A 24957-nucleotide genomic window follows, 5' to 3' on the forward strand; every position below is an offset into this window, starting at 1 on the left:
GACGATGTCTACCACGCGCCTGCGACATGCAAACCCAGGGCGACCCCGAGCACGATCGTCGTCGCCAGGGTCGTCACCAACCCGGTGAAGGACACACCGTCCGCCATCACCGAGGTCACTCCACGGATGCGGGAGTCGGGACGTGTGGTCACCGGGAAACTCTGACAGCTTCCCCGCCGTCGATGCGTCCGCCGGTATTCCGATGCGATCACGCTCCACGGTCGAACCGATAACGAACCGACGCCGCGTCGGGAACGGCGTCCAGGAACAGTCGACGTTCCCGCAATGACGGGCCAACCCGCCCTCCGGGTCCACCGCGTATTCTTCGAGCCGTGAGCGCACAGGGAGCATCAGCAGTAGGTATTGCCAACATCACGACGTCGGGCGTCGTTCTCGACACCTGGTTTCCGAACCCGGAGCTCGGGTCGGGCTTCGAGACCGGCACCGTCCGGCTCGAGGGTTCGGACGTCCCCGAGGAGCTGGCCGCTCTCGTCGGACCGGACGAGGCGCGCGGCGTCGAGGTAGTCGCAGTGCGCACCAGCATCGCCTCTCTCGAGGACGCTCCGATCGACGCCCACGACGCGTATCTGCGACTGCACCTGCTTTCGCACCGGTTGATCCAGCCGCACGGGCAGAACCTCGACGGCGTGTTCGGTCTGCTGTCCAATGTGGTGTGGACCAACTTCGGGCCCGCAGCGGTGGACGGTTTCGAGACGGTGCGCGCGAAACTTCGTGCCCGCGGTCCGGTGACCGTGTTCGGAGTCGACAAGTTCCCACGCCTGGTCGACTACGTCGTTCCCACCGGTGTTCGGATCGCCGACGCCGACCGCGTTCGTCTCGGCGCGCACCTGGCCAGCGGAACGACGGTCATGCACGAGGGCTTCGTCAACTTCAACGCCGGCACGCTCGGCAACTCGATGGTCGAGGGTCGCATCTCCGCGGGCGTCGTCGTGGGCGACGGTTCCGATGTGGGCGGCGGCGCGTCGATCATGGGCACGCTCTCCGGCGGCGGCAAGAATGTCATTTCCGTCGGAAAGAGCTGCCTGCTGGGCGCGAACTCCGGGCTCGGCATTTCACTCGGTGACGACTGCGTCGTCGAGGCCGGGCTCTACATCACCGCAGGAACCAAGGTGAGTGGCCCGGATGGAACAGTGGTGAAGGCGGCGACACTGTCCGGCAAGTCCAACCTGCTGTTCCGTCGCAACTCGCTGTCGGGCGCTGTCGAGGTGGTGCCGTGGAAGGGCACCGGCGTCGAACTGAACGCGGCACTGCACGCCAACGACTGAGAGCTGAATTCCCGAATCAGGCTTACTGCCAACCTCTTCCAGCCCCGCACCGTGTTCTCGGTGCGGGGCTGGAGTGGTCTTTGGGCGGGTTCAGGCGATGTGGGGGCCTGCTCGGGCGTGGGATGGTCGGGGTTGTCGGTACGGGTCGACGGTGGCCGGTGGCACGAACCACGGGTGGTTGTCGACGCCGATGAATACTTCCCAATCACTGTGGTGCAGGAGTCGGTGGTGGAATCCGCACAGGAGGACGAGGTTGTTCATGTCGGTGGGGCCACCGTCGGCCCAGTGCCAGATGTGATGCGCCTCTGTCCAGGCGGCGGGTTTGCCGCAGCCGGGGAAAGCGCAGGTGTGGTCTCTCGCGATGAGGGCTTTGCGTTGTTTGGCGGTGACGGTGCGGGCGGTGCGGGCGAGGTTGATCGGTGAGCCGTTCTCGTCCATGACGATGGCGGTGAGCAGGCAGTCGCAGGCGAGTTGGCGGGAGGTGTTGCGGGAGAGTGGTCCCATCCAGGGTAGCCACCCGACCGAAGTGCCGTCGCCGAACAGGTCCCGGTACGCGCCACGATCTGCGCCACAAGGTGGATTCGTTCCGTCTTCCGCATCGGGGTGGATGGGGTGTCCGGTGTCGATGTCGACCGGATCGACTCGGTCTGTGTCGGATTCTGCTGCCGCGCGGGTGGTTTCGTCGTCGGCGATGTCGTCTGCGTCGGCACTGTCGGCGTTGTCACGGAGGTCGGTGAGGTCACGCAGGGTGATGTGCAGGTTCAGGTGCGGGCGTTCACCGCCTTCGATGGGTCGATCACTCGAGGCGAGGTATCGGTCGAGGATGTGTCCGAAGGCGTCGGCTCGTCGCTTGGCGGGGCTGCGATCGTCTCCGGTTTTGGGTGTCTCGGTGCCGTCGGGGTCGGGGCGGGGTTCGGTCAGCGGTGAGAGTGCGGTGAGGAGTTTCTCGCCGGTGATCGCATCGAAGTCTCCTTTGAGTACGAGCCGGCCGTTGAGGGTCTTGGAGGCGAAGAGTTCGTTGCGGTCGGTGTCGTCGGCGGGTGGTGTCTTGCCGCCGTAGGTGTCGTGGAGTTTGGTGATCGCTTCGCGGATGCGGCCGGTGCGGGCTCCGGGCCCGGTCGCGGCGGTGATCATCGCCTTCCGGGCGATGTCTTGCCCTTTCTGCGGGAGGTTCTTGGGTGGGGTTTCGGCGAAGGTGAGGATCAGGGCGGCGTGGTCGACGGACATGACTCCGGTGTTCACGGCGTCGGCGATGTCGGGGAAGTTCTTCAGTCCGCGGGCGAGGGCGACGATCTTGTTGGCTTTGCTGGGGGTGAGCAGGGTGGTGGAGGTGAGCCAGCCTGCGGGTCCGGGGAAGCCGAGTTTCTCCCGGGAGACGCGGGTGTCGATCTCGGCGACGAGAGCGATCCGCCGGGCTTCGAGCAGCTGGATCTGGTGGGAGACCGCGGCGGCGTCGGCGAGGAGTTCGCTCTCGCTCAGTTGCCAAATCTCCGTGGTCATAGAAGCAAGTGTATCGAACGCGCGTTCGACTGGCAACCTTAGTTCAATCGGAAACTATTGTGCTGCTTGACTATTCGCGCTTCCAAACCTGTCGGTGGGGTGTGGTATCGGATACGTGCGTGCCTTGGTGATAAAGGATTTTCCAATCACCCGCGCGGCGTTGCCACAACGTCATCCTGCGGGTGGATCGGCCGCCCTGCTCGAGAATGTAGGTCAGCAAATACGTATTCGAGGCAATTTCTCGGAGCTCGAATTCACTGGCTGTCCAGTCGACATCGAGTTGCCCGGTGGGGTCGGATGCGTATCGCTTTTCGAGAACGGCCCAGACGTGCTCGCGGTCGTATCGCCTGCCCGACGCACCGACCTCCCAGAAACCCACGTCCGTCAAGCGATCGAAATCCTCACGCGTGATGCCGAACTCACGGCGATGGAAAATCGGCTCTCGTCGTTCGAGCTCCTCGAGCACCGCATACTCGTCGAACACAGGATTGCCCGCCGAGCGTCAGCCGATGGTCCCCAGTGACGCCAGGGTTTTCACCACAGCCCGTGCGGCTTCTGCGCCTTTGGTTTCGAGGTGAGCGGTGAAGAAGGCGTTGTGGTCGGCGTGTTCGTGGAAGTGGTGTGGCGTCAGCACCACGGAGAACACCGGCACGTCGGTGTCCAGCTGCACTCGCATCAGGCCGTCGATGACCGCCGTTTCGACGAAGTCGTGTCGGTAGATTCCGCCGTCCACCACCAGTGCAGCGGCGACGATCGCGGAGTACTTGCCCGTCTTGGCGAGCCGCTGTGCGTGCAGTGGGATCTCGAAGGCCCCGGGTACCTCGAACACGTCGACAGTCGTCTCGGTTTCTCCGAGATTCTTCAGCTCGGCAGCGAATCCCACTCGCGCACGATCGACGATGTCCAAGTGCCAGCTGGCGTGGACGAAGGCAATGGATCCGGCGAGTGGAGTCGTCATGGATGCGATGCTAGCGGTATCGCTCGTCGAGCAAGTCGAGTGTCGGGCTATCGAATTCACCGGCGAAATACTTCTGCAACACTTCGCCGAATACGGACGGGCCCTTGGTAGCTTCGGCGAAAAGCGTCATGGACGAATGCAACTTCAGGTTGTCGGGATAACCGAAGATATCGTCGACCGTCCGCCCCTCGACAGCTGCAACAAGCCTTGCCGCCTTCTTCAGGCGAGGGCCCAGCACTTCGTGCGAGAGATAGAACTCCGCCTCGGTCAGATCGGCGATGCCGAAGTGTTGAGCGGTCGCGCTACGCCCCAGTCCCGCCAACTGCGGGAACACGAACCACATCCAGTGTGTCTGCTTGCATCCCGCCTTCAGTTCCTTCGTCACCGCGGTCCAGACGGGGTCCTGGGCATCGACGAAGCGTTGCAGGTCGTATTCGGTCATGCCGTTCAACCTAGGTGAACCCACGCAGCAGCGTGTCGACGGTCGCGTCGAGAAGATCCTCGATCGCGACGCCGTCGAGCAGGTCCCCGGTGGCCAGCATCGCAAGTCCGTGCACGCTCGCGAAAGCAACCCGCGCGAGGATCGCGGGCGGGGCATCGGTGATCACACCCGCGGCGATGGCTTCGCCGAGCAATGCCTCGGTGGCGGTCATGCTCTCGTGCGCAACAGTTTTCAGCTTCTCGCTGGCGTCGGGATGATGCTTGGTGCTGTACATGACGTCCAGCAACTCCGGATGTTCGACGGCGAATCCGAGGTAGGCGCGAGCGACTGCACGAAACCGAGCCATCAGCTCACCGGGTCCAGTTGCCGCGGCGACCATCCGGCGGTTCAGCTCCTCGAAACCGTGCAGGGCCAGCGCATCCAACAGCGCTTGCTTGTCGCGGAAGTGGCGCGCGGGAGCACCGTGACTGACCCCGACATCTCTGGCCAGCTGTCGAAGTGACAACGCGTCGACTCCGCGGTGCGCGATGCTCCGTTCGGCCTCGTCGAGCAGTACCGCGCGCAGGTCACCGTGGTGGTACCGCTGCGTTGCCATGGGTTCCACCCTAGGCGATGTTGGCGTTGACAACAATGCTGACACTGCCTACATTGGCGGACATGACTTCCACAGCACTGATCACCGGAGCAAGTTCGGGCCTCGGCGAGGAGTTCGCCACTCGATTCGCGGCACGGGGCGAGAACGTCGTCCTGGTGGCACGGCGTGCCGACCGACTGGACACCCTGGCACGACGTATCGAAGCCGACCACGGCGTCACCGCAACCGTTGTCGCGATGGATCTGGGAGTTCCCGGCGTCGGCGAGACCCTCCGAACCACATTGGCCGACAAAGGAATCATCCCCACCACACTCGTCAACAACGCAGGTTTCGGAACTCACGGGAAATTCGCCGACGAGGATCCCGAGCGCATCGCCGCAGAGATCGCGCTGAACGTGAGCGCGCTGGTCGACCTGACGCATGCGTTTCTGCCCAACCTCACCTGCGCGCTGATCAACATCGCGAGTACCGCTGCGTACCAACCCACCCCCAACATGGCTGTCTACGGTGCCACGAAGGCCTTCGTCCTCAACTTCACCGAGGCCTTGGCCTTCGAGCACCGCAGCTCGCCGCTGAAGATTCTCGCGCTCTCCCCCGGCCCTACCCGCACCGAGTTCTTCGACGTCGTCGGATCCGAGGACGCCGCGGTGGGCAACTTCCAGACCTCCGAGCAAGTGGTCGCGACGGCTCTGCGCGCGTTGGACTCTCGCCGCACCCCCGCCAGCATCGTGTCCGGCCTGTCCAACAAGATCAGCGCCGGCAGTGTCCGTTTTGCTCCACGTGCACTGGCCACCGTGATCAGTGGTCGCCTGCTGAAAGCATGAGGCCGGCAAGGATGCGCTCGAACACCACTCGCTCGGAAGCCGGAATCGCGTCGAGCAGATACCGTCTGACCGCCTCCGCGTGAACGGGCCGCGCGCGCACGACGGCGTCGCGCCCCACCTCGGTGAGAACTACCTCCACTCCCCCGTCGACCGGACGACGAGTGATCAGTCCGCGGTCGGCCATTCGGGTCAGATGATGCGACAGCCGACTGCGATGCCACTCGAGCAACGCCGCCAATGCGCTCTGCCGCAGCACCCCATGCCCTATTTCGTGCACTCGGGTCAGAACCGCGAAGTCCTGATCCGACAAGCCAGTTCTGTCCGCGATCTCCGCGGTGACGCGAGTCCATACGGCGTCCTGCGCCCGCTTCCACGCGTGCCACAGGGCCATCTCGGATTCGTTCAACAGCGTCATTGCGCCACCCTATCCACCGACCTGTTGACATGACAACACAACCGGGTGCATGGTGTTGATATGACAACACACACTGCTTTGGTCACGGGTGCCAACCGAGGCATCGGCCTTGCCATCGTCCGCGGCCTCGCCGCCCAGGGGTTTGTCGTCTATCTGGGCTCGCGAGATCTCGCCGGGGGCGTCACCGCGGCCACCGGGATCGACGGAGACGTACGCCCGATTCGGCTCGATGTCACCTCGGCCGACGACATCGACGAGGCCGTCCGACACATCGACACCGAAGTGGGCCACCTCGACGCTCTGATCAACAACGCAGGCATCAACGTCGGCTATCACCGCCCTATCGAGGAGAATTCGTCGGATCTGCGAAAGGTGTACGACGTCAACGTCTTCGCCGTCGTCGATGTGACCAACGCATTCCTGCCGCTACTGAGAGAGTCCCCGGCCGGTCGGATCGTCAACGTCACCAGCAAGCGCGGTTCCATCGGCGAGGACGGCGCATGGGTGGGCACGCCATCGATGGCGTATTCGAGCTCGAAGACCGCTCTGAACGCCCTCACCGTCCACTACGCCCGAGACCTTGCCGATACCCCGATCAAGGTCAACGGAGCAGCTCCTGGGCACGTCGCCACCGACTTCAATGGATTCCGCGGAACGCGATCGCCGGACGAGGGTGCGGCCGTGGCGATTCGACTCGCCACCCTCGACGCCGACGGACCCACCGGACTGGTTTTCGAGGACAACACCGTCCTCACGTGGTGAGGCGTACGCGCGCCTACCCCCGTGTCCGACGCGAATCGATCACTCCCGTATCGAATCCGGCCAGGTGCAATCCCCCGTGGAATCGGGCGTGTTCGATCTTGAGGCACCGATCCATGACGACGTTCAATCCCGCTGCCTCGCCGTCGTTGGCCACCTGCTCGTGCCACAGCCCCAGCTGAAGCCAGATCGTCTTCGCCTGCGCTGCAATGGTTTCCGAAAGCACTTCAGGAAGGTCGTCGTACTTGCGGAACACGTCGACCAGATCCGGCGGCTTCGGTAGTTCGGCGAGTGTGGGGTATACCGTCGTTCCTTCGATGTCGGTGACCGTCGGGTTCACCAGAAAGATCTCGTAGTTGCTCGTCGACGAGAGGTATCGGTTGACGAAGTAGCTTGCCCGCGAGGGGTTCTTCGACGCACCGACGATCGCGACGGTCTTCGTCTCTCGCAGGATGCGTTGCCGCTGCGGCGCGGACGGGCTCTGCCAGGTGCGTTCGCTCATGACCGAGCCTTTCCTGTTGCCAGCGTCAGGGCCTGATCCAGGTCCCACAGAATGTCCTCGGCGTCTTCGAGGCCGACGCTGATACGAATCAGCTCGGGACCGACACCTGCTCCGCGCAGTTGCTCGTCGGTCAGTTGTCGGTGCGTGGTGCTGCCCGGGTGGATAACCAGCGTGCGCACGTCACCGATGTTGGCGACGTGGCTGGCGACCTGGACGCTCTCGACGAACGCCTGCCCGGCCTCGCGGCCACCGTCGATTCCGAAAGCGAACACCGCACCGGGACCGGTGGGGAGGTACTTCGCTGCTCGGTCGTGGTGTGGGTGACTGTGCAGCCCGGCCCATCTCACGTACTCGATCCGGGGATCTGCCTCGAGCCACTCGGCGACCACTCGGGCATTACCGACGTGCGCATCCATCCGTTGCGGCAGCGTTTCCACTCCCTGGATCAACGTGAATGCCGATTGCGGTGCCAATGCGCCCCCGATGTCGCGCAACTGCTCGCTGCGCAGCTTCGTCAGAAAGCCGTACTCGCCGAAGTTCCCCCACCACGACAGCCCGCCGTACGACGCAACCGGTTCGGTCATCTGCGGGAATTTTCCCGAGCCCCAATCGAATCGACCGGATTCGATCACCACTCCCCCGAGGGTGGAACCATGTCCGCCGAGGAACTTGGTGGCCGAGTGGATCACGATGTCGGCACCGAATTCGATGGGCCGACTGAGCCAGGGAGTCGCCATCGTCGCGTCGATCACCAACGGAATTCCGTGATCGTGCGCGACAGCGGCGAGACCCTCGAGGTCGGCGATCTCGCCCGACGGGTTGCCGATGATCTCGGCGTAGATCAGTTTGGTCGAATCCGTCACCGCCGCTGCGTAATCCGCCGGATCGGTGCCGGGAACGAAGGTGGTCTCGACGCCGAAGCGGCGCAGGGTCACATCGAGCTGGGTCACCGTGCCGCCGTAGAGCCCGGCCGCGGCAACGATGTGGTCTCCGCTACCGGCAAGCGCAGCGAACACCGCGAACTCGGCCGACAACCCACTGGCGAACGCGACCGCCCCGATACCGCCTTCGAGGCTCGCGATGCGCTCCTCGAAGGCGGCGACGGTGGGATTCCCGATGCGGCTGTAGACGTTGCCGTACTTCTGCAGAGCGAACAGATCGCCCGCGTCCGCCGAATTCTCGAACACGTAGCTCGCCGTCTGATAGATCGGCACCGCACGCGAACCGGTGGAAGGGTCAGGTCTCGCTCCGGCGTGAATTGCTCTGGTACGCAGACCGAATGTCCGTTCGCTCATGACGTCAGGCCGTTTCGAGAACGGTGTGGATCGGGGTGGGATTGCGCGTGAGATCCAGCACGGGGCAGTGATCGTCGACGGCCTGCTGCAGCTCCTCGTACCGCTCCCGCGACTCGGGACCGGTGACGGTCACCACGACCCGCACCTCACCGAAACCGGGACGAACGTCGTCGTCGAAACCGAAGAATCCGCGAACGTCGAGGTCACCCTCGGCCTTGGCCTTGATGTCGTCGACGACGATACCGAGCTTCTCCGCCCAGACGCGGTACGTGACCACTTGGCAGGACAGCAGTGACGCCAGGTAGTACTCGACCGGGTTGGCCGCCTTGTTCTCACCACCGAGGGCGGGCGGCTCGTCGACCTCGACGCTGTACTTGCCCAGGGTGACGGTGCTGGCGACGGCATCGTGCGCGGTGACCGAGGCCCGGAAGACCGCCTGGGCGTTCTTGGCGTCGGCCTGCACGGCCTCGTCGGTGGCGGCGATGATGCCGCCGAGGTGGGACACAGATGTGGTCATGAGTGATCCTGTTCGTCGAAAAAGGTTGCCGGAAGAACCCGAGGAGCACGTAGAGCTCGTCGGGGCTGGGTTCGATCGACAGTTACGAACAGGAAGAAGTGCAGACCAGGCACAGATCGATGGTGCGACGACGCACGAGCCTTCTGCCCGCGTCGGTCACATGTGTCTCGGTCACGGTGCCGACAATAGCCTAAGAGAACTGGTCTGCGCCGACGTCGGTTTCGTCGTCGGTGATCGCCGCGACGATACGTTCCGCCACCGCCTCCGGCGTCAGACCCTGGGGCAGTTTCGGTGCCTGCCCGGCGATCGGCCGCGTCGCAAGACCCGTCTCGGTGTGCGGCGGACGCACGTCCACGATCCTGATCTTCGACTTACGTGCCTCTGTACGAACGCTTTTCAGCAGTGCCGTCACCGCGGCCTTGCTCGCCGAGTAGGCACCCATGTTCGGCATCGGCTTGTCGGCCACGACGGCACTGATGTTGAGCACGAACCCGCCCTGATCCAGGGTGGTCAGCGCTTCTCGAAGTACCCGCAGTGGTGCGAGATAGTTGAGCAGCAACAGTTCGTCGACGGTGTCGTCGTCCACGTCGGTGACCGGCCCGAACGCCACGACACCTGCGGCGATGACGATCCCGTCCAGTCCGCCGTGGTGTTCGACGGCCTCCGCGACCACCGAGCGAGCCGAATCAGGCAGCGTCAGATCGGCATTCACCGTGTGGTGGTCAGACTCGATGCTCCGGCCGCTCACGGTCAGCCGAGCACCGGCCTTCGCGAGCTGCTCGACGATCGGACCGCCGAGACCGCCACTGGCACCGAATACGAGAATGCGCGCACCATCGATAGTGGTCATCTCTCGAATTTAACCGCCGCCTCGCACTCTCGCTGACGACGGCGTTCATCAGAGCAGTTCGGCTGCGCGGCGGACCACATCGATGCAGATGTCGAGATTGAGCGGGCTCAACGTCGAGAAGCCCTGAGCCACTTCACCTTGTTCGAGCACCACCACCCGGCCCGCTGCGACGCTCGGCAACGAGGTGAACAGTCCGGTATCGACGATCCCGGTCGAGCCGAAGTCGAACACGACGAGCACGTCGGCATCGGCGAGGATGTCGGCGTTCTCTGCGGAGAACTCGGGGCGCGGGGCGTCGGCGGTCGCTCCGTCGGACAGGGCGGCGACCGTCGTGAACCCGGCCCGCCGGAACAGATCCACGGCAGGGATCGACTCGTGACCGAGTCCGTAGAACGTCGCCGTGTCGTAGGCGGCAATCAGACCGACCGTCGCACCCGCGACGTCGAGGCCTTCGAGCGCGGCGGACATTCTCGCCTCGGTGTCCGAGATGAGCTCGTCCGCGCGATCTCGCCGATCGAGTGCGTCTCCGATGATCTGCAGGTTGCGTCGCCAATCGAAGTACGCGATCTGAAGCACCGGGGCGAGCGATTCGAGCTGGGAACGAGACTCGGCCACCCCGTCGTCTCCGATGATGAGGTCCGGTTCCGCCGCGGCGATGCGCTCGGTGTCGATCGACTCGCCGAGGGAGATCCGCTCACTCGACCCGCCGAGTTCGGTGAGAGCGTTCTCGTGCCATTCCCACGACCGGTTCGGTGCGCCGGTCATCTCGGCGAAGCCCTCACGCACCCCGAACTGCACGGGGACGACACCGAGCGCGAGCACCGTGTCCAGATCCCACAGGTTGGCCACACACGCCACCCGCTGTGGCCGACGGTCGATCACGACGGACTCACCGGCATCGTCGACGATCGTGCGCGGATAGCCGTCCGCCGCCGTCCCGTCGCCCGGGGCCTGCTCCTCACCGGTACCGCATCCGGCGAGCAGGGCCGCGATCGCGACGCTGCCGATGAGGAACTCACGACGCGTCGCGGCCTCGATCGTGCCGGTCTCGAGCTGGGTTGCCCCGATGGCGATTGCGGGCGCAGGTGCGGTCATGGCCCAGAACAATAGGCATGCCTAACCTATAACGTCAACAGCGTCAGCCGAGCAACTTCTTCTGGACCTTGCCCATCGCGTTGCGTGGGAGGGAGTCGACGACGCGAATCTCACGGGGCCGCTTGTGAATCGACAGCTCGGTGGCCACCAGATCGATCAGCACCCGATCCTCCACATCGGTTCCGACGACGAACGCGACGATGCGCTGACCCAGATCGTCGTCGGGCACACCGACCACGGCCACCTCGTCGACGCTCGGATGCCCCAGCAACACCGTCTCGATCTCCCCTGCGCCGACGCGATATCCGCCGGACTTGATCAGATCGGTCGAGGCTCGTCCCACGATTCGGTGGAAGCCGTCGGGCTCGATGAGAGCGACGTCCCCGGTGTCGAACCACCCGTCCTCGGTGAAGGTCTTCGCCGTCGCCTCGGGGTTGTTCAGGTAGCCGTCGAACAGCATCGGGCAGCGAATCTGCAACGCTCCGATGGATTCGCCGTCGTGCGGCAGGATTTCGCCCTTCTCACCGCGCAACCGTGTCTCGACGCCCGCGACCGGCAGTCCGACCGAGCCTGCGCGACGCTCCCCGTCGGCGCGGGTGCTGATGGTGATGAGGGTTTCGCTCATGCCGTATCGCTCGATCGGAGCCTGGCCGGTGAGTTCACGCAGCTTCTCGAACACCGGGACCGGAAGCGGGGCACTGCCGGAAACCAGCAGACGGGCACCGGCAAGAGCGCGGGCCGAGTCCTCGTCCGCGGCGATGCGCGACCATACGGTCGGCACCCCGAAGTACAGGGATCCGCGTGCGGCCGCGTACAGCTCCGGCGTCGGCTTACCGGTGTGGATCAGCGGGCTGCCCACCCGAAGCGGGCCGAGGACACCGAGAATGAGGCCGTGCACGTGGAACAACGGAAGCCCCTGCACCACAGTGTCTTTCGACGTCCATGCCCAGGCCTGCGCCAACGCGTCGAGCCCGGCCGCGATGGCGCTGCGAGAGATCAGGACGCCTTTCGGCGGGCCGGTGGTACCGGAGGTGTAGAGCACGAACGCAACCGAGGACGGCAGAGGTTCGGGGTAGCTGTGCCACGACCGTGCATGCTGACGCACCGGCAGAACATCGAGGCCGGAGGTATCGGGCGGTGCTTCACCGAGCCACGCCTGCGCGCCCGAGTCGCGGAGGATGTGCTCACGTTCGGCCACCCCGGCATCGGGCGGAACGGGTACCACGGTGACACCGGCGATCAGTGCACCCACGACGGCGAGCACCGTCTTCACCGACGGCGTCGCGTAGATCGCGAGGCGGTCGGCTCGTGAGATGCGCTCGGCCACGGACGTCGCCGCGCCCAGGATATCGGCACGAGAGAGGGAGACTCCGTCGATCGTGATGGCGTCGGGAATATCGTCTCCCCGCGCAACGGCGAGTGGGTTCAGTGAACGAAGCAGCACATGGCTACCGTACATACATGGACGTGGACGGAATCGACACCGGCGACTACGCCGAGTACATGACGGTCGCCGCTGGTGACCTGCAGGCGGGTGTCTATCTGATCGGAACCGACGCAGAGCAGGACACCGATTCCGAGGACGACCTCGATCTGGACCTCGAGGACTCCGATTCCGACGATGACGACATCGACGTCGCACACGTCACCGACGGCGCGCCGAGGCTGGTCTACTCGGTGCAGTCCGACGACTTCTGGACTCGCGTCGAATTGGCCGATCTACGAGCCACTCAACTCTACGAGGAAGCTCACGCACGCAATCCCGAGGTCAACACCGAGCCGAAACGGTTCACCACCGTCGAAGCGTTCGGCAGCAACGAACTGGTCTACATCCTGCGCATCCGACGCGGCGGCTGGGATGTGGGCGAGCCGGACCTCGAGCCGTGATCGACTGGGCCCCTCTGGTCCTCGCACACGCGCGCGCGTTCGCTGAACGCGAGTGGTTTCGCGTCACGAATCTGCGCGCCTATGGCAAGTGCGCGCGCGCGTGCGAGACCTAGGCCGCGCACCAGTGCCCGTCAGTCGTGAAACGTGATGCTGCCGATTCCCTGACTCAGGCCGAGGATGCGACGGTGCCGACGCCGAGCGCGACCAGGATTCCGGCGCTGATGCGGTCGATCCAGTCGGTGACCGCAGGCCTGCGCAGCAGCGCGACCGCACGTGAGGCGAGAACGGAGAACACCCCCATCACCAGCGCCGCGACCACCACCTCGACCAGCCCGAGCGTCATGGCACCGGCGAACGTGACCACGGTGAGGAACTGCGGCACCACCGCGAGATAGAACAGTCCGACCTTGGGATTGAGCGCGCACGAGAGAACTCCGGCACCGAACGCCGACCACGCGGACGCGGCGACAGGCACCAGCGGCTCACCGGCCACCTTGTTCTTCCGTCGGGCGCGGAAAGCCTTCACGCCCAGGTACAGCAGATACAGTCCGCCGAGAATCTTGACGACGCGATACGCGGTCGCGGATTGCTCGACGATCGCCGCCAGCCCGACGGCTACCAGCACCGCCCAGAACAGTCCACCGATCGCGACGCCCATCGCCGCCGCGATCCCGGGCTTGAGACCGCCGATGCTGTAACGCAGCACCAGAAACGAATCGGGCCCGGGCAGAATCGCCAGCAGAAAGCACACACCGGCGAAGCTGAGCAGCAGGCTGAGAGTCATGGGTACATGAGAACACCCGGGCCGAGCCGAAGCCAACCGACTTTTCTGCCCACAATTCGCATCGAGAAACGGAATTCCGTTCGCCGGGCCGAATTGTGGACAGTCAGTGCACCACGCACTATCCGCGCAGGCGAGTCGCCGCAGCCTCGATGCGTTCGTCCGTGGCCGTCAACGCGATCCGCACGTGGTGGGCACCGTCGGGACCGTAGAACTCTCCCGGTGCAGCGAGGATGCCGCGTTCGGCGAGCCAGTCGACGGTGTCGCGGCACGCTTCGCCCCGCGTCGCCCACAGGTACAGCCCGGCCTCGGAGTGGTCGACGGTGAATCCGGCTGCTTCGACCGCTTCCTTCAATACAGTCCTGCGTGATCGGTACCGCTCGCGCTGAATGCTCTCGTGTTCGTCGTCGGCCAGTGCGGCGGTCATGGCGGCCTGGATCGGCAACGGCACCATCATGCCCGCGTGCTTGCGTACCTCGAGCAACTCGGCAACCAGGGATGCGTCGCCGGTGACGAAGCCGGCGCGGTAGCTGGCCAGATTCGAGGTCTTCGAAAGCGAGTGCACCGCAAGCAGATTGGTGTGATCGCCGTCGCACACGCGCGGATCCAACACGGAGACCGCTTCGGCATCCCAGGTCAGACCCAGGTAGCACTCGTCGGAGACGACGATCGCGTCACGTTCGCGGGCCCAGTCGACGACCTTGCGCAGGTGGTCGACACCGAGCACCTTGCCCGTCGGGTTGGACGGCGAATTGACGAATATCAATGACGCCCGCTCCGGTCCGAGCCGCGCGAGACCATCTGCCCGCAGAATACGAGCGCCGGCAAGCAGAGCACCCACTTCGTAAGTGGGATAGGCCAATTCGGGGATGACGACCAGGTCCTCGGCTCCGAGGCCCAGCAACATCGGCAACCACGCGATCATTTCCTTGGTGCCGATGGCAGGCAGCACCGCGTCGACCCCGATGCCGGTGATCGAGTAGCGGCGCTCGAGCGCGGCGACCGCGGCCTCCCGCAGCGCAACGGTACCGACGGTCGTCGGGTATCCGGGTTCGTCCGCAACCGAATTCAGTGCGGTGCGGATGACCTCGGCAACCGGATCCACCGGTGTCCCGACCGACAGATTGACGATGCCGTCCGGGTGCGCCGACGCCTTCTCCTTGGCAGCGGTCAACGAGTCCCATGGGAAATCGGGCAGCGTCGCTGCCACCGCTCTGCGTGCCAAGGCGTCAGTTCTCGCCCATGGGAGGCAGAGCCTTGATGAACGGCGGATCGTAGTCCGTCTTGCCGAGCTTGGCTGCGCCACCGGGAGATCCCAGGTCGTCGAAGAAGTCGACGTTGGCACCGACGTATGCGCTCCACTGCTCGGGCACGTCGTCCTCGTAGAAAATGGCCTCGACGGGGCACACGGGCTCGCAGGCTCCGCAGTCGACGCATTCGTCGGGGTGGATGTACAGCATTCGGTTACCCTCGTAGATGCAATCCACCGGGCACTCTTCGATGCACGCTTTGTCCAGTACATCTACGCACGGTTCTGCAATCGAGTAGGTCACTGCTGCTCTCCCCTCCTGTATCGATCGTGGGCGCTCGCGCGCCCTGAGCATCCTAGTATCGCCGTCCGAACTCGAGGGCGACCGACTCAGGGTCGCCTCACCTGCCCCGCTCGGCTATCGACGCAACTGCTTCGCGGGCGAGTCGGCACCGAGGGCCGATGCCTTCTTGTGGGCCGCGAGCCACTTGCGCCCCTGCTTGGCGGCACGCGAGAGAGCGCCGCGCTCACCGAGATATCCGGCGACGCCACCGACGAGGGGGATGGCGCCGAGCACGCGGTAGAACCCGCGGGGGTGCGGACGCTTCTCCAGTTCGCCTGCCACGTCCCGCAGTACGTTCGCGATCTGCCACATTCCGCGCAGCAGTGCGAACGGACCCGACTTGGGTGACTGTTCCTTCTGCGCCGGAGCACTGTCGGCCAGGGACGTCAGATCGCGCTTGCACAGCACCGATCCGAGCAGCGCGACGTGCGTCTCGCGGTCGGTGACCCCCGACTCGCGCGCCACGGCCACGAGCACCATCGCCTGGTTGGCGAACCCGAGCAGATCCTGGATCGGCAGGCGGTTGACCAGAATGCCGAACACACCGGGGAACGCCACGGCCACGGTGTTGAGTGCGCCGATCCGATTGACCCACCACTGCGAACGAGCGTCGCTGTCGAGCTTCTCCCAGCCCGCGGTACCGGGGAAGTCGGTGGTGTCGAAGGCCTTCGCGAGAAAATCGATCACGTTGTCGAGCGTCGAGTCATCCGCGGAGGACTCACGGAACGTGCGCCCCTTGAGCCCGATCGGATCCCGTGTCGCCAGGATGTCGAGCACGGGATGAATGATGGCGACGGCACTGCTCAGAACCGCGGCGACTCGACGGTCGTCCATGTCAGACAAGCTCCATTTCGAAAAAGGGGACCCGAGGGTCAGATCAAGCCGGCAACCGATACCGCCGGAGCCGGGCCGTACGTGGTGGTGCGCTGACGAACCGGTCGTCCGATGCCGTCGGCGATCTCGTGCAGTTCCGCGACGGTCTTCTCCGAACCGTTCTGCGAACCCGCCATACGCGAGATCGTCTCCTCCATCAGGGTCCCTCCCAGATCGTTCGCGCCTCCGTTCAGCATCGCCTGTGTACCCGTGATTCCCAATTTCACCCACGATGTCTGGATGTTGTCGATTCGGCCGTGCAGCATGATGCGAGCCAGGGCGTGCACCGCACGGTTGTCGCGGTTGGTCGGCCCGGGTCGGGACGCTCCGGCCAGATACAGCGGCGAGGACTGGTGCACGAACGGCAGCGGCACGAATTCGGTGAACCCACCGGTCTCGTCCTGGATCTTCTTGAGCACGTTCAGGTGACCGACCCAGTGCGACGGATTGTCGACGTGCCCGTACATCATCGTCGAGCTCGACCGCAGGCCCACCTCGTGCGCGGTGGTGATCACTTCGATCCACTCGGCAGCGGGCAGCTTGCCCTTGGTGAGCACCCAGCGGACCTCGTCGTCGAGGATCTCCGCGGCCGTACCCGGTATCGAGTCCAGCCCGGCGGCCCGGAGTTCGGTGAGCCACTCGCGAATCGACTGACCGCCGCGGGAGGCCCCGTTGACGATCTCCATCGGTGAGAACGCGTGCACGTGCATGGACGGAACCCGAGCCTTGACCGCACGCACCAGGTCGGCGTAGCCCGTCACCGGTAGTTCGGGGTCGATTCCACCCTGCATGCAGACCTCGGTGGCACCGACGACGTGCGCTTCCCACGCACGATCGGCGACCTCGGCGGTGGACAGGGTGAACGCATCGGCGTCACCCTTGCGCTGCGCGAACGCACAGAAGCGGCACCCGGTGTAGCAGATGTTGGTGAAGTTGATGTTCCGGTTCACCACGTAGGTGACGGTGTCTCCGTTGACCTGCTTGCGCAGATCGTCCGCCAGGGCCGCGACGGCGTCCATGCCCGGACCCTCGGCCGTGGCGAGTGCGAGGTACTGCTCGTCGGTCAGCCCGGCCGGATCCTTCTCCGCCGCCGTCAATGCCGACACCAAGTCGCGGTCGACCCGCTCGAGCCCGGCGAGATCGCGCACCTGCTCGCGAATGGAGTCCCAGTCGCCGAACGCATTCGCCAGATCCGAGCGCGTCTCGGTATTGCGTCCCTGAGTGTCGATCTCGGTGTTCAGGTCGACGCGTCCCGAGGACTCCCACTCCTCGTCCGGCTCCTGCCACGGCAGACCCGTCGGGTTGACGTTCTCACGCGCCATGCCGGTCTCGGGATCGGCGAGCGCCCGCACGTGCGCCGAGATCCGCGGATCGATCCACGGAGCGCCGGCCAGAACGTACTGCGGTTGCGCTGCAACACGTTCCACCAAGCGGTAGCCCGCCTTGTCGGACAACTCGGCGAGGGTGTCGAGGTTCGGCCACGGCCGCTCCGGGTTGACGTGATCGGGAGTCAGCGGCGAGACCCCGCCCCAATCGTCGACGCCTGCACCGAGCAGCGCTGCGGTCTCCTCCGGCTCGACCAGATTCGGCGGAGCCTGAATCCGCATCGACGGGCCGACCACGATGCGCGTCACCGCGATGGTCGCCAGGAATTCTTCGAGCCCCGCATCGGGAACGGACCGCATCGCGGTGTCGGACTTGGCCAGGAAGTTCTGCACGATGATTTCCTGAACATGCCCGAAAGACTTGTGCACCTTACGAATTGCCATGATCGACTCGGCGCGATCGCGCAGTGTCTCGCCGATTCCCACCAGAATGCCGGTCGTGAACGGGATGTTCAGGCGACCCGCGTCGGTCAACGTCCGCAGCCGAACCTCGGGATCCTTGTCGGGGCTGCCGTAGTGCGCCTGCCCCTTCTCCTCGAACAACCGACGCGAGGTGGTCTCGAGCATCATCCCCATCGACGGGGCGACCGGCTTGAGTCGCGACAGCTCCTGCCACGACATCACTCCCGGATTGAGGTGCGGCAGCAGGCCGGTCTCCTCGAGCACCCGGATCGACATGGCGCGCACGTAATCCAGCGTCGAATCGTAGCCGCGGGAATCGAGCCACGCCTTGGCCTCGGGCCACCGCTCCTCCGGTCGGTCACCGAGGGTGAACAGCGCTTCCTTGCACCCGAGCGCGGCACCCTTGCGAGCGACGTCGATGATCTCGTCGGGATCCATGAACATCCCGTGCCCGGCCGCATTGAGCTTGCCGGGCACCGTGACGAACGTGCAGTAATGGCACTTGTCGCGGCACAACCGCGTGATGGGTACGAAGACCTTTCGCGAATACGAGACCGTCTTCGGACGCCCGGCCGACTCCAGACCCGCATCACGAACTCGCGCGGCCGACGCCATCAGATCCACCAGATCGTCCCCGCGCGCATGCAGCAGAACCGTCGCCTCGTCGACGTTCAACGAGACTCCGTCCCGGGCGCGACGCAGAACGCGGCGCATGGCAGAAGCGGCTGGAGCGGTATCAGGCAGCGAAGTCACCAGTCGATCATGCGCTTCCTGGTACGCACGTGCCACCCACCCCTCCCCCATTCGGGTCGTTCCGCAGGCTCCGGGGGTGGTGGTTACCGAACGACACCCCTAGGTTTGTAGCCGTGACAACGATGACCGATCCGCAGTGGCAACCCTCTCCGCGTGCGCGTCTGCTCTGGGCGCTGAGTGCCGGTCTGCTGTGGGTACCGATCTTCGTCGCCCAGATCGTCTGGACCGTCGTCGACTCGAACTGGACCACCTGGCCACACGTCACCGTCCTCGTCGCCTCGATCGTCCTCGCGGCCCTGCACGTCGCGGTCGTGCCACAGTGGCGATACCGCGTGCATCGTTGGGAGATCAGCGACACCGCGGTCTACACCCGCACCGGCTGGTTGAGCCAGGAGCGGCGGATCGCACCGATCTCGCGAGTACAGACCGTCGACACCGAGCGCGGACCGCTCGACCGTCTGTTGGGGTTGGCCACCGTCACCGTCACGACGGCGTCGTCCGCGGGCGCGGTGAAGATCACAGCGCTCGATCAGGACGTCGCGGACAAGACGGTCGCGCGCCTGACCGACATCGCCGGCCGTACCGTCGGAGATGCCACGTGACCGCCGGCAGCCCGCAGGATCAGGCGGAACTCCTCGCCGTCGAGGAGGAACAGCCCTGGCTGCGCCTGGACAAGCGAATGCTGTTGGTACATCCGGTGAACGAGGGCATCAAGATCCTGCCGGTGCTGTTGATCTCGTTCTTCGTCGGCAGTCAGAGCGGTAACCACTATTGGAGTCTCGGCATTCTCGCCGTCGTGGTGGTGTTCGCAATTCTGCGGTGGTTCACCACCAGCTACCGAATCGGTCCGGTACACGTGCAACTGCGCACCGGAGTGTTGCAGAAGAAGGTCCTGTCCATCCCGCGCAACAGGATTCGGTCGGTCGACGTGGAAGCGAACGTGCTGCACCGCGTACTCGGCCTGTCCATCCTGCGCATCGGCACCGGGCAACAGGCAGGCAAGGGTGAGGCCTTCGAGCTCAACGCCCTCGACACCTCGCTGGTACCGGCACTCCGCGGAGATCTGTTGCAGCGAGTCTCGGGGCAGGTCCCGGCGACCGACGGAACACCCACCGCAGCAGAGGATTCCGGTGTGGATATTGCGCACTGGCAGTTCTCGTGGGTGCGGTTCGCGCCGTTCTCCATCACCGGCATCGTCACCATCGCTGCGGCCGTCGGCGTGTTGTTCCAATACGGGCTCGGACAGACACTGGCCGAATCGTCGGTGGTCTCCAACAGCATCGACTCCGCCGAGCGATTGGGCATCGCGGTGTTCGTCGTCGTGGCGCTGATGGCGCTGCTCGTCGTGTCGAGCATCTTCGCATGCGTCCGCTATCTGCTGGCCTACGCCAACCTGACCGTGACCGACCAGGGACGCACCATGCACGTCAGCCACGGACTGCTGCGCACCCGTCAGTCGACGCTCGATCGCAAGCGACTTCGTGGCACCTCGTTGTCCGAACCGCTGCTGCTTCGTGCGGCCGGCGGAGCAAGGCTGGACGCCATCATGACGGGCGTCAGCGCCGAGAAGAAGGAATCGTCTCTGCTGCTACCCCAGGCCCCACGGGCCGAGGCGCTGCGGATGATGACCACGGTGCTCGGCGAGGCCGGTCTGCACGGAAGTCCGGACCGGCCTCTGCTGCAGCACGGACCCGCAGCGCGTCGACGCCGCTACACCCGCGCTGTGCTGCCCGTGCTGGTTCTCGGTGCAGCTCTGGGCATCGCACAGTACGTCGGCGCACCGATCCCGGTGCTGGCGTGGATCGCGGTCGGGGTGTTGTTCGTTGCTGCATTCGGACTCGCTCACGATCGCTTCCGCGGCCTCGGCCACACGGTGCTGCCCGGTTGGCTCATCACCCAGCACGGTTCGCTCGACAGGACTCGACACAGCCTCGAAGCTGCAGGCATCATCGGTTGGACCGTGCGGCAGACGTTCTTTCAGCGTCGCACCGGGGTCGCGACCGTCGTCGCCGCAACTCCCGCAGGCGTCGGACACTACGAGGTGGTCGACATCCCCATCGAGAATGCGTGGGCGATGATCGACGCCGTCACCCCTGGAGCCGGGGACGTCTGGCTGCACCGGACCTGACATGACGCGGCCGCAGAGCATCGACGAGCTCGACTTCGCGGTGGCCGAATGCCGCGCCTGTCCACGCTTGGTGCAGTGGCGTGAGCAGGTCGCTACCGAGAAGCGGGCCGCGTTCGCGAACGAAACGTATTGGGGCAAAGCCGTTCCCAGTTTCGGCCCGGCCGATGCATCGATGCTGATCGTGGGTCTGGCACCCGCGGCACACGGCGCGAACCGCACCGGTCGGATGTTCACCGGCGATCGAAGCGGTGACGTTCTCTATCGAGCGATGCATGCGGTCGGCCTGGCCAGCCAACCCACCGCCACCCATATCGGAGACGGATTGACGCTCAACGGGGTTCGCATCGCTGCTCCGGTGCACTGCGCTCCGCCGCAGAACAAACCGACTCCCGCCGAACGTGACCGGTGCAGACCCTGGCTCGACGACGAATTGCGGTTGCTGCGTCCGACCCTGAGGTCCGTCCTCGTTCTCGGAGCGTTCGGCTGGCAGTCTCTGCTGCCGACACTGGCCGCGAACGGGTGGGATGTGCCGAGGCCCGCACCGAAATTCGGCCATGGAGCTCGGATCGACCTGGGCTCGATCACCGTGTTCGCCAGCTATCACGTGAGCCAGCGAAACACCTTCACCGGACTGTTGACTCCGACGATGATCGAGGACGTGCTGCGGAATGCGGGTCGGCATGCACGCTTGCTGTGATCGCCTTCATCCGGAACATGAACAGCAGCACTCCGGCGGGGCCCGCACCGGCCACGATGAGCAGCATGGTGCGCCAATCGGCAAGTAGGAGAACGTCGCCTCCCGGACCGCCGAGCATGCACAGCACCACCGCGGCAAACCAACCGAACAGGGGCGACGCCACCCAGATCGGTCGATCTGCGACTTTGCGTGCGGCCAGAATCAGCGCGACGTTCGCGATCCCGCCGAGCACAGCGCTGATGGGGAACTGCACCGAACCGAGGTAGGTCGGTAGGAAGAAGACCGACAGAATTCCGGACAGGAAGCCGTCGAACACCAGTACTGCGACAGTCGCCCAGGACACCAGGGCGACAGTATTGGATGCGGCCTTCGAGATCATGCGCCCAATACTGCCTTGACCCGGGTCGATTCAGTGCACCGGCACTCAGGAAACCGGCGGGTATCCCAGTGAGGTCAGCAAGTTGCTCGCACCCATGGCGATCTGTCCCAATACGTACTGGTACAGATCTGCCTGCGCGCCGAACTGCGGCTTGAGAGAATCGACGAACGCGACGATCGCGTCCTGCACTACCCAGTTGTACATGTGTGTTCCGCCCCTGCTGTATCGAGATCAGTGATTCGAGCCACAGCCTAGTACGCCGGCGAACAGGTCGTTCTCCCTGCCCGTCTCATCGGGGTCGAGTTCACCGCGGACGAGCACGTACTGCTCGTCGAGCAGAATCGGTTGGGCGATGTCGTTGGACAGTGCGTACTCGCTGCCGGACGGTGCGACGGTCACCTGAGTCGCGTGGGCCCGGAGCGCATTCCTCTTGGCATCGAGCACGCCGCGAATGTCGACACTCGTGGTGATGACGCTCTCGGGAACACTCGGCAGCTCGCCGACCTCCGGCATTCGCCAGTGCGCGGGAATCTCCTCGATGGCGGCCAGTCCCGCCTGCAACTGATCGTGTCCGGTGACCGTCCAGTAGAACTTCGCCACCTCCCAGGGCGATCCGACGCCGGGGAACGACTCCGTACCGCAGACCTCGACGGCCTCGGTCACCAGCGAGTGCACCTGCTGATGGTCGGGGTGGCCGTATCCGCCCTCGGGGTCGTACCCGACGACCACCTGCGGTCGGAGCTCGCGCATCACCGCGACGAGCGCTCCGAGAGCCTCGGTGCGATCGGCGTTGACGAACGCGCGCGGTTTGCGGGCCGCCGACGTCCCGGCCATTCCCGAATCTCGCCACCGTCCGGCACCGCCGAGAAATCGAGGTGGGTTGCACCCCAGCGCCGCGAGAGCGCGGTGCAGTTCCAGAATTCGGTAGCCGCCGAGCTGATCCGCACGGTCGACGACCAGATCTGCCCACGTCTCGCCGATCACTTCCCCCTCCTCGCCGAGCGAGCAGGTGAGCACCGTGACGTCCGCTCCGGCACGGACGTAGTGAGCGATGGTGCCGCCGGTGGTGATCGTCTCGTCGTCCGGGTGTGCATGCACCAGGAGCAACCGCTGCGGCTCCGTCATTGAAGGCTCCGGTATGGAAGGCTCCGGTATGGAAGGCTCCGGCATCGTCTGCTCGCTCGTCGAATCGTTCGTCATCGCTGTGTCGCTCGCTGTGTCGTTGTCGTCGGTCTCGCCGGGTTCGGTCATCGGGGTGTCCGTATCCACTGCGACGCATCGGCGAAGATCCCGACCTCCACCGGGCCGGTCAACGAGACGCCGGTGATGCCGGGAACGGCGGCCACCACGGACGAGTCCTGCATGATCGGCAGGGTCGACGCCAGCGACCACAGTTCGGGCTCGACCTCGTTCCTGGCCACGGTGGGGTCGAGACCGCTCACCAGTGCCCTGTCGATCGTCGGTTGCAGTTCCGGAACGCACAGGCCGGACAGGTTGCGTAGCACCTCGACGCCGTCGCCACTGCCGTCGGCCGCTGCGTCGACGCAGCCGAATCGTGAGGCGAGGGCCGTGGCGGGGTCGACCCCGGCGCTGGTCCATCCCACGACCGCGTCGACGGTTCCGTCGGTCAACGCCGTCGAATACAACTCGTCGGCAGGCAGTGGGGTGACGGTGGCGTCGATGCCCGCGCCGACGAGTTCGTCGGCGGCGGTGCCGGCGACCGCGAGCGCGATGTCGTCGTTCTCGACCGCACCGATCACGAACCGCAACGCGGTGCCGGTCGCGTCGGCAAGGCGGGTGACGGGCGACCGAGGAGCGCCCGTCGCACTCGGGGCGGGACTCGTCGTCGGAGCTGCGGTGGTCGGTGCGCTCGGATTCGGTGTCGAGGTCACCACGGCATCGGGTGTCGGCACGAACCCGGCCCGACCGAGTAGATCGAGGGCAGCGGTCTTGCCGATGGGGGCGGGCGCGGTCGCGGAGTAGCCGGGGTCGGATGGCGCGGACAGCTGCGCAGCCGCCCGGCGATCGGTCGCGCCGCCGCCTGCTCCGACCGTGGCCAGCAGGTTCGGATCGAGCAGACCGAATATCCCTTGCCGCACAGCAGAATCGGACATGTTCGGAGCTCGACCGTTGATCGTCATCGACAGCACACGTGACTGCCTGACGGTGTCGGTTCGCACTCCGGGAATTGCGGAGAGCTGAGCCCGCAGAGCCGAGCCCCCGCGAACCTGAGCGATCTGAGCGTCACTGGACCGCAGCGAATCGGCCAGTTGCGCAGAGGTTCCTCCGCGGCGGATGAGGATCTGGTCCGGCGATGCGGGTCGGTCCCAGAATCGATCGTTGCGTTCGAGCAGGATCTCGTCGCGCCCCCGGTCGACGGTCTTGATGTTGAACCGCGAACCCGAGACCGGCACGTTGTCCGTCAGGCCCCCCTGGAAACCGCCCGGTGAGTCCTTGAGCAGGTGCGAGGGCACCAGATCGGCGAACAGTCGCTGCCAGGCCGGATACGGCGACGAGAGCGTCACGTCGACCGTTTTGCCACCGCCCGAGGACGCAACGTCGCTGATCAGGGCGTACCCCGCCGGATCGACGACACCGGGCTGGGTGATCATCTGCTGCCACAGATAGCGGAAATCCTCGGCGGCGATCGGCGCGCTGTCTGACCACTGGGCCTCGTTGCGCAGCTGGTAGCGGATGGTGAACGGCGATTGCGACGTCACCTCGGCCGAGAGCAGCAAGGACAGGTCCGGCTCCCAGGTGGTCACCCCGGTGTCGGGGTTCCTGACCGGGCGGAACGGGCTGGGCAGAACCAGTGAACTCACCGCGGCCGTCGCGGGCGACTGATCCGCCAGAAGGTGTGGATTGAACCCGATACCGACGTCGTCGATGGCGACGACGACCGGATCACCGGTCTCGGCCGGAACCATCGTCGTGCTGACCGGAGTCTCGACACTCTCGATGGGGGGCGGCGGATCCGCAGTGCACGCGGTGAGAGCCAGAGCGATGGCAGAAACCAGAACCGTCGGCATCAGCACCTTGCGC

29 protein-coding genes are annotated in these 24957 nt (G+C 65.3%); 8 read left to right on the forward strand and 21 right to left on the reverse strand.

Going from position 1 to position 24957, the window contains the following annotated elements:
• Positions 1 to 8: 8 nt before the first annotated feature.
• Positions 9 to 152, reverse strand: a complete 144-nt coding sequence (locus CH249_RS27755; protein WP_158462611.1) for a hypothetical protein — start codon at positions 150 to 152, stop codon at positions 9 to 11.
• 180 nt (positions 153 to 332) lie between these two features.
• Between CH249_RS27755 and dapD the strand changes: the two genes are divergently transcribed.
• The gene (dapD, locus tag CH249_RS02745; protein WP_094682141.1) at positions 333 to 1286 is read left to right on the forward strand and encodes a 2,3,4,5-tetrahydropyridine-2,6-dicarboxylate N-succinyltransferase; all 954 of its coding nucleotides are present in this window, start codon (positions 333 to 335) and stop codon (positions 1284 to 1286) included.
• A gap of 90 nt (positions 1287 to 1376) precedes the next feature.
• Here the strand turns inward: dapD and CH249_RS02750 are convergent, their stop codons facing one another.
• The gene (locus CH249_RS02750; RefSeq protein ID WP_094682142.1) at positions 1377 to 2786 is read right to left on the reverse strand and encodes an HNH endonuclease signature motif containing protein; all 1410 of its coding nucleotides are present in this window, start codon (positions 2784 to 2786) and stop codon (positions 1377 to 1379) included.
• A gap of 115 nt (positions 2787 to 2901) precedes the next feature.
• Here CH249_RS02750 and CH249_RS27760 point away from each other — a divergent pair, with 115 nt between their 5' ends.
• A complete protein-coding gene (locus CH249_RS27760) occupies positions 2902 to 3309 on the forward strand; it encodes a hypothetical protein (protein ID WP_179273060.1) in 408 nt (135 codons plus the stop codon).
• On the opposite strand, the gene CH249_RS02760 is transcribed toward CH249_RS27760, so the two are convergent.
• The 3 genes from CH249_RS02760 to CH249_RS02770 are packed head-to-tail and all read right to left on the reverse strand — an operon-like array spanning position 3289 to position 4781.
• A complete protein-coding gene (locus CH249_RS02760; protein ID WP_094646999.1) occupies positions 3289 to 3744 on the reverse strand; it encodes a 6,7-dimethyl-8-ribityllumazine synthase in 456 nt (151 codons plus the stop codon). The two genes, CH249_RS27760 and CH249_RS02760, sit on opposite strands and share 21 nt — an antisense overlap.
• A 10-nt stretch (positions 3745 to 3754) precedes the next feature.
• A complete protein-coding gene (locus CH249_RS02765) occupies positions 3755 to 4186 on the reverse strand; it encodes a DUF1810 domain-containing protein (RefSeq protein WP_094682215.1) in 432 nt (143 codons plus the stop codon).
• A gap of 10 nt (positions 4187 to 4196) precedes the next feature.
• Positions 4197 to 4781, reverse strand: coding sequence for a TetR/AcrR family transcriptional regulator (locus CH249_RS02770; protein WP_094659309.1), 585 nt, complete (start codon positions 4779 to 4781; stop codon positions 4197 to 4199).
• Between the two features lie 62 nt (positions 4782 to 4843).
• On the opposite strand from CH249_RS02770, the gene CH249_RS02775 reads away from it, so the two are divergent.
• Positions 4844 to 5605 (forward strand): SDR family oxidoreductase, encoded by a 762-nt coding sequence (locus CH249_RS02775; protein ID WP_256988059.1) that lies wholly within the window; start codon positions 4844 to 4846, stop codon positions 5603 to 5605.
• On the opposite strand, the gene CH249_RS02780 is transcribed toward CH249_RS02775, so the two are convergent.
• Complete coding sequence (locus CH249_RS02780) at positions 5580 to 6020, reverse strand: MarR family winged helix-turn-helix transcriptional regulator (RefSeq protein WP_094629587.1); 441 nt, start codon at positions 6018 to 6020, stop codon at positions 5580 to 5582. The two genes, CH249_RS02775 and CH249_RS02780, sit on opposite strands and share 26 nt — an antisense overlap.
• Before the next feature lie 60 nt (positions 6021 to 6080).
• Between CH249_RS02780 and CH249_RS02785 the strand changes: the two genes are divergently transcribed.
• Positions 6081 to 6782 (forward strand): SDR family oxidoreductase, encoded by a 702-nt coding sequence (locus CH249_RS02785; RefSeq protein WP_068053041.1) that lies wholly within the window; start codon positions 6081 to 6083, stop codon positions 6780 to 6782.
• A gap of 13 nt (positions 6783 to 6795) precedes the next feature.
• On the opposite strand, the gene CH249_RS02790 is transcribed toward CH249_RS02785, so the two are convergent.
• The 6 genes from CH249_RS02790 to CH249_RS02815 all read right to left on the reverse strand — a co-directional run bounded on the left by CH249_RS02790 (position 6796) and on the right by CH249_RS02815 (position 12497).
• Positions 6796 to 7281, reverse strand: a complete 486-nt coding sequence (locus CH249_RS02790; RefSeq protein ID WP_094682145.1) for a CoA-binding protein — start codon at positions 7279 to 7281, stop codon at positions 6796 to 6798.
• Positions 7278 to 8576, reverse strand: a complete 1299-nt coding sequence (locus tag CH249_RS02795; protein ID WP_094682146.1) for an O-acetylhomoserine aminocarboxypropyltransferase/cysteine synthase family protein — start codon at positions 8574 to 8576, stop codon at positions 7278 to 7280. The genes CH249_RS02790 and CH249_RS02795 overlap by 4 nt, the downstream gene beginning before the upstream one ends.
• A 4-nt stretch (positions 8577 to 8580) precedes the next feature.
• The gene (locus tag CH249_RS02800; RefSeq protein ID WP_094659312.1) at positions 8581 to 9093 is read right to left on the reverse strand and encodes an OsmC family protein; all 513 of its coding nucleotides are present in this window, start codon (positions 9091 to 9093) and stop codon (positions 8581 to 8583) included.
• A 190-nt stretch (positions 9094 to 9283) separates the two neighbouring features.
• Positions 9284 to 9943 (reverse strand): SDR family oxidoreductase, encoded by a 660-nt coding sequence (locus CH249_RS02805; RefSeq protein WP_032394076.1) that lies wholly within the window; start codon positions 9941 to 9943, stop codon positions 9284 to 9286.
• 48 nt (positions 9944 to 9991) lie between these two features.
• Positions 9992 to 11038, reverse strand: a complete 1047-nt coding sequence (locus tag CH249_RS02810) for an ABC transporter substrate-binding protein (RefSeq protein WP_094659314.1) — start codon at positions 11036 to 11038, stop codon at positions 9992 to 9994.
• 43 nt (positions 11039 to 11081) lie between these two features.
• Positions 11082 to 12497 (reverse strand): acyl-CoA synthetase, encoded by a 1416-nt coding sequence (locus CH249_RS02815; RefSeq protein WP_094659315.1) that lies wholly within the window; start codon positions 12495 to 12497, stop codon positions 11082 to 11084.
• Between the two features lie 2 nt (positions 12498 to 12499).
• Between CH249_RS02815 and CH249_RS02820 the strand changes: the two genes are divergently transcribed.
• Positions 12500 to 12925: a hypothetical protein gene (locus CH249_RS02820; protein WP_045199197.1), complete on the forward strand. Its 426-nt coding sequence runs from the start codon at positions 12500 to 12502 to the stop codon at positions 12923 to 12925.
• A 166-nt stretch (positions 12926 to 13091) separates the two neighbouring features.
• On the opposite strand, the gene CH249_RS02825 is transcribed toward CH249_RS02820, so the two are convergent.
• The 5 genes from CH249_RS02825 to CH249_RS02845 form a co-directional block, all read right to left on the reverse strand.
• A complete protein-coding gene (locus CH249_RS02825) occupies positions 13092 to 13709 on the reverse strand; it encodes a LysE family translocator (protein ID WP_032394073.1) in 618 nt (205 codons plus the stop codon).
• Between the two features lie 118 nt (positions 13710 to 13827).
• Positions 13828 to 14931: a succinyldiaminopimelate transaminase gene (gene dapC, locus CH249_RS02830; protein ID WP_094682147.1), complete on the reverse strand. Its 1104-nt coding sequence runs from the start codon at positions 14929 to 14931 to the stop codon at positions 13828 to 13830.
• Between the two features lie 4 nt (positions 14932 to 14935).
• Positions 14936 to 15259 (reverse strand): ferredoxin, encoded by a 324-nt coding sequence (fdxA, locus tag CH249_RS02835; protein WP_008714223.1) that lies wholly within the window; start codon positions 15257 to 15259, stop codon positions 14936 to 14938.
• 114 nt (positions 15260 to 15373) lie between these two features.
• On the reverse strand, positions 15374 to 16132 hold the full coding sequence (locus CH249_RS02840; RefSeq protein ID WP_032394071.1) for a hypothetical protein: 759 nt from the start codon (positions 16130 to 16132) through the stop codon (positions 15374 to 15376).
• 38 nt (positions 16133 to 16170) lie between these two features.
• Positions 16171 to 18762 (reverse strand): bifunctional FO biosynthesis protein CofGH, encoded by a 2592-nt coding sequence (locus tag CH249_RS02845; protein WP_373453487.1) that lies wholly within the window; start codon positions 18760 to 18762, stop codon positions 16171 to 16173.
• Positions 18763 to 18833: 71 nt separating this feature from the next.
• Here CH249_RS02845 and CH249_RS02850 point away from each other — a divergent pair, with 71 nt between their 5' ends.
• The 3 genes from CH249_RS02850 (at position 18834) to CH249_RS02860 (ending at position 21536) form a co-directional block, all read left to right on the forward strand.
• Positions 18834 to 19313 (forward strand): PH domain-containing protein, encoded by a 480-nt coding sequence (locus tag CH249_RS02850; RefSeq protein WP_094682148.1) that lies wholly within the window; start codon positions 18834 to 18836, stop codon positions 19311 to 19313.
• Between the two features lie 77 nt (positions 19314 to 19390).
• A complete protein-coding gene (locus tag CH249_RS02855; protein WP_094682216.1) occupies positions 19391 to 20839 on the forward strand; it encodes a PH domain-containing protein in 1449 nt (482 codons plus the stop codon).
• 1 nt (position 20840) lies between these two features.
• Positions 20841 to 21536, forward strand: coding sequence for a uracil-DNA glycosylase (locus CH249_RS02860; protein WP_094682149.1), 696 nt, complete (start codon positions 20841 to 20843; stop codon positions 21534 to 21536).
• Here CH249_RS02860 and CH249_RS02865 read toward each other — a convergent pair.
• The 4 genes from CH249_RS02865 to CH249_RS02875 form a co-directional block, all read right to left on the reverse strand.
• Entirely contained in the window at positions 21463 to 21915 is a 453-nt protein-coding gene (locus CH249_RS02865; RefSeq protein WP_032394067.1) for a hypothetical protein, read from the reverse strand. The genes CH249_RS02860 and CH249_RS02865 overlap by 74 nt on opposite strands.
• 45 nt (positions 21916 to 21960) lie before the next feature.
• Complete coding sequence (locus tag CH249_RS27765) at positions 21961 to 22119, reverse strand: hypothetical protein (protein WP_008714214.1); 159 nt, start codon at positions 22117 to 22119, stop codon at positions 21961 to 21963.
• A 27-nt stretch (positions 22120 to 22146) separates the two neighbouring features.
• Positions 22147 to 23040: an N-acetyl-1-D-myo-inositol-2-amino-2-deoxy-alpha-D-glucopyranoside deacetylase gene (gene mshB / locus CH249_RS02870; protein WP_094682217.1), complete on the reverse strand. Its 894-nt coding sequence runs from the start codon at positions 23038 to 23040 to the stop codon at positions 22147 to 22149.
• 122 nt (positions 23041 to 23162) lie between these two features.
• Positions 23163 to 24944 (reverse strand): ABC transporter family substrate-binding protein, encoded by a 1782-nt coding sequence (locus CH249_RS02875; protein ID WP_094682218.1) that lies wholly within the window; start codon positions 24942 to 24944, stop codon positions 23163 to 23165.
• Between the last annotated feature and the right edge of the window lie 13 nt (positions 24945 to 24957).

The sequence above is a fragment of the Rhodococcus sp. 05-2255-3B1 genome (assembly GCF_002258545.1).
Taxonomy (GTDB): domain Bacteria; phylum Actinomycetota; class Actinomycetes; order Mycobacteriales; family Mycobacteriaceae; genus Rhodococcoides.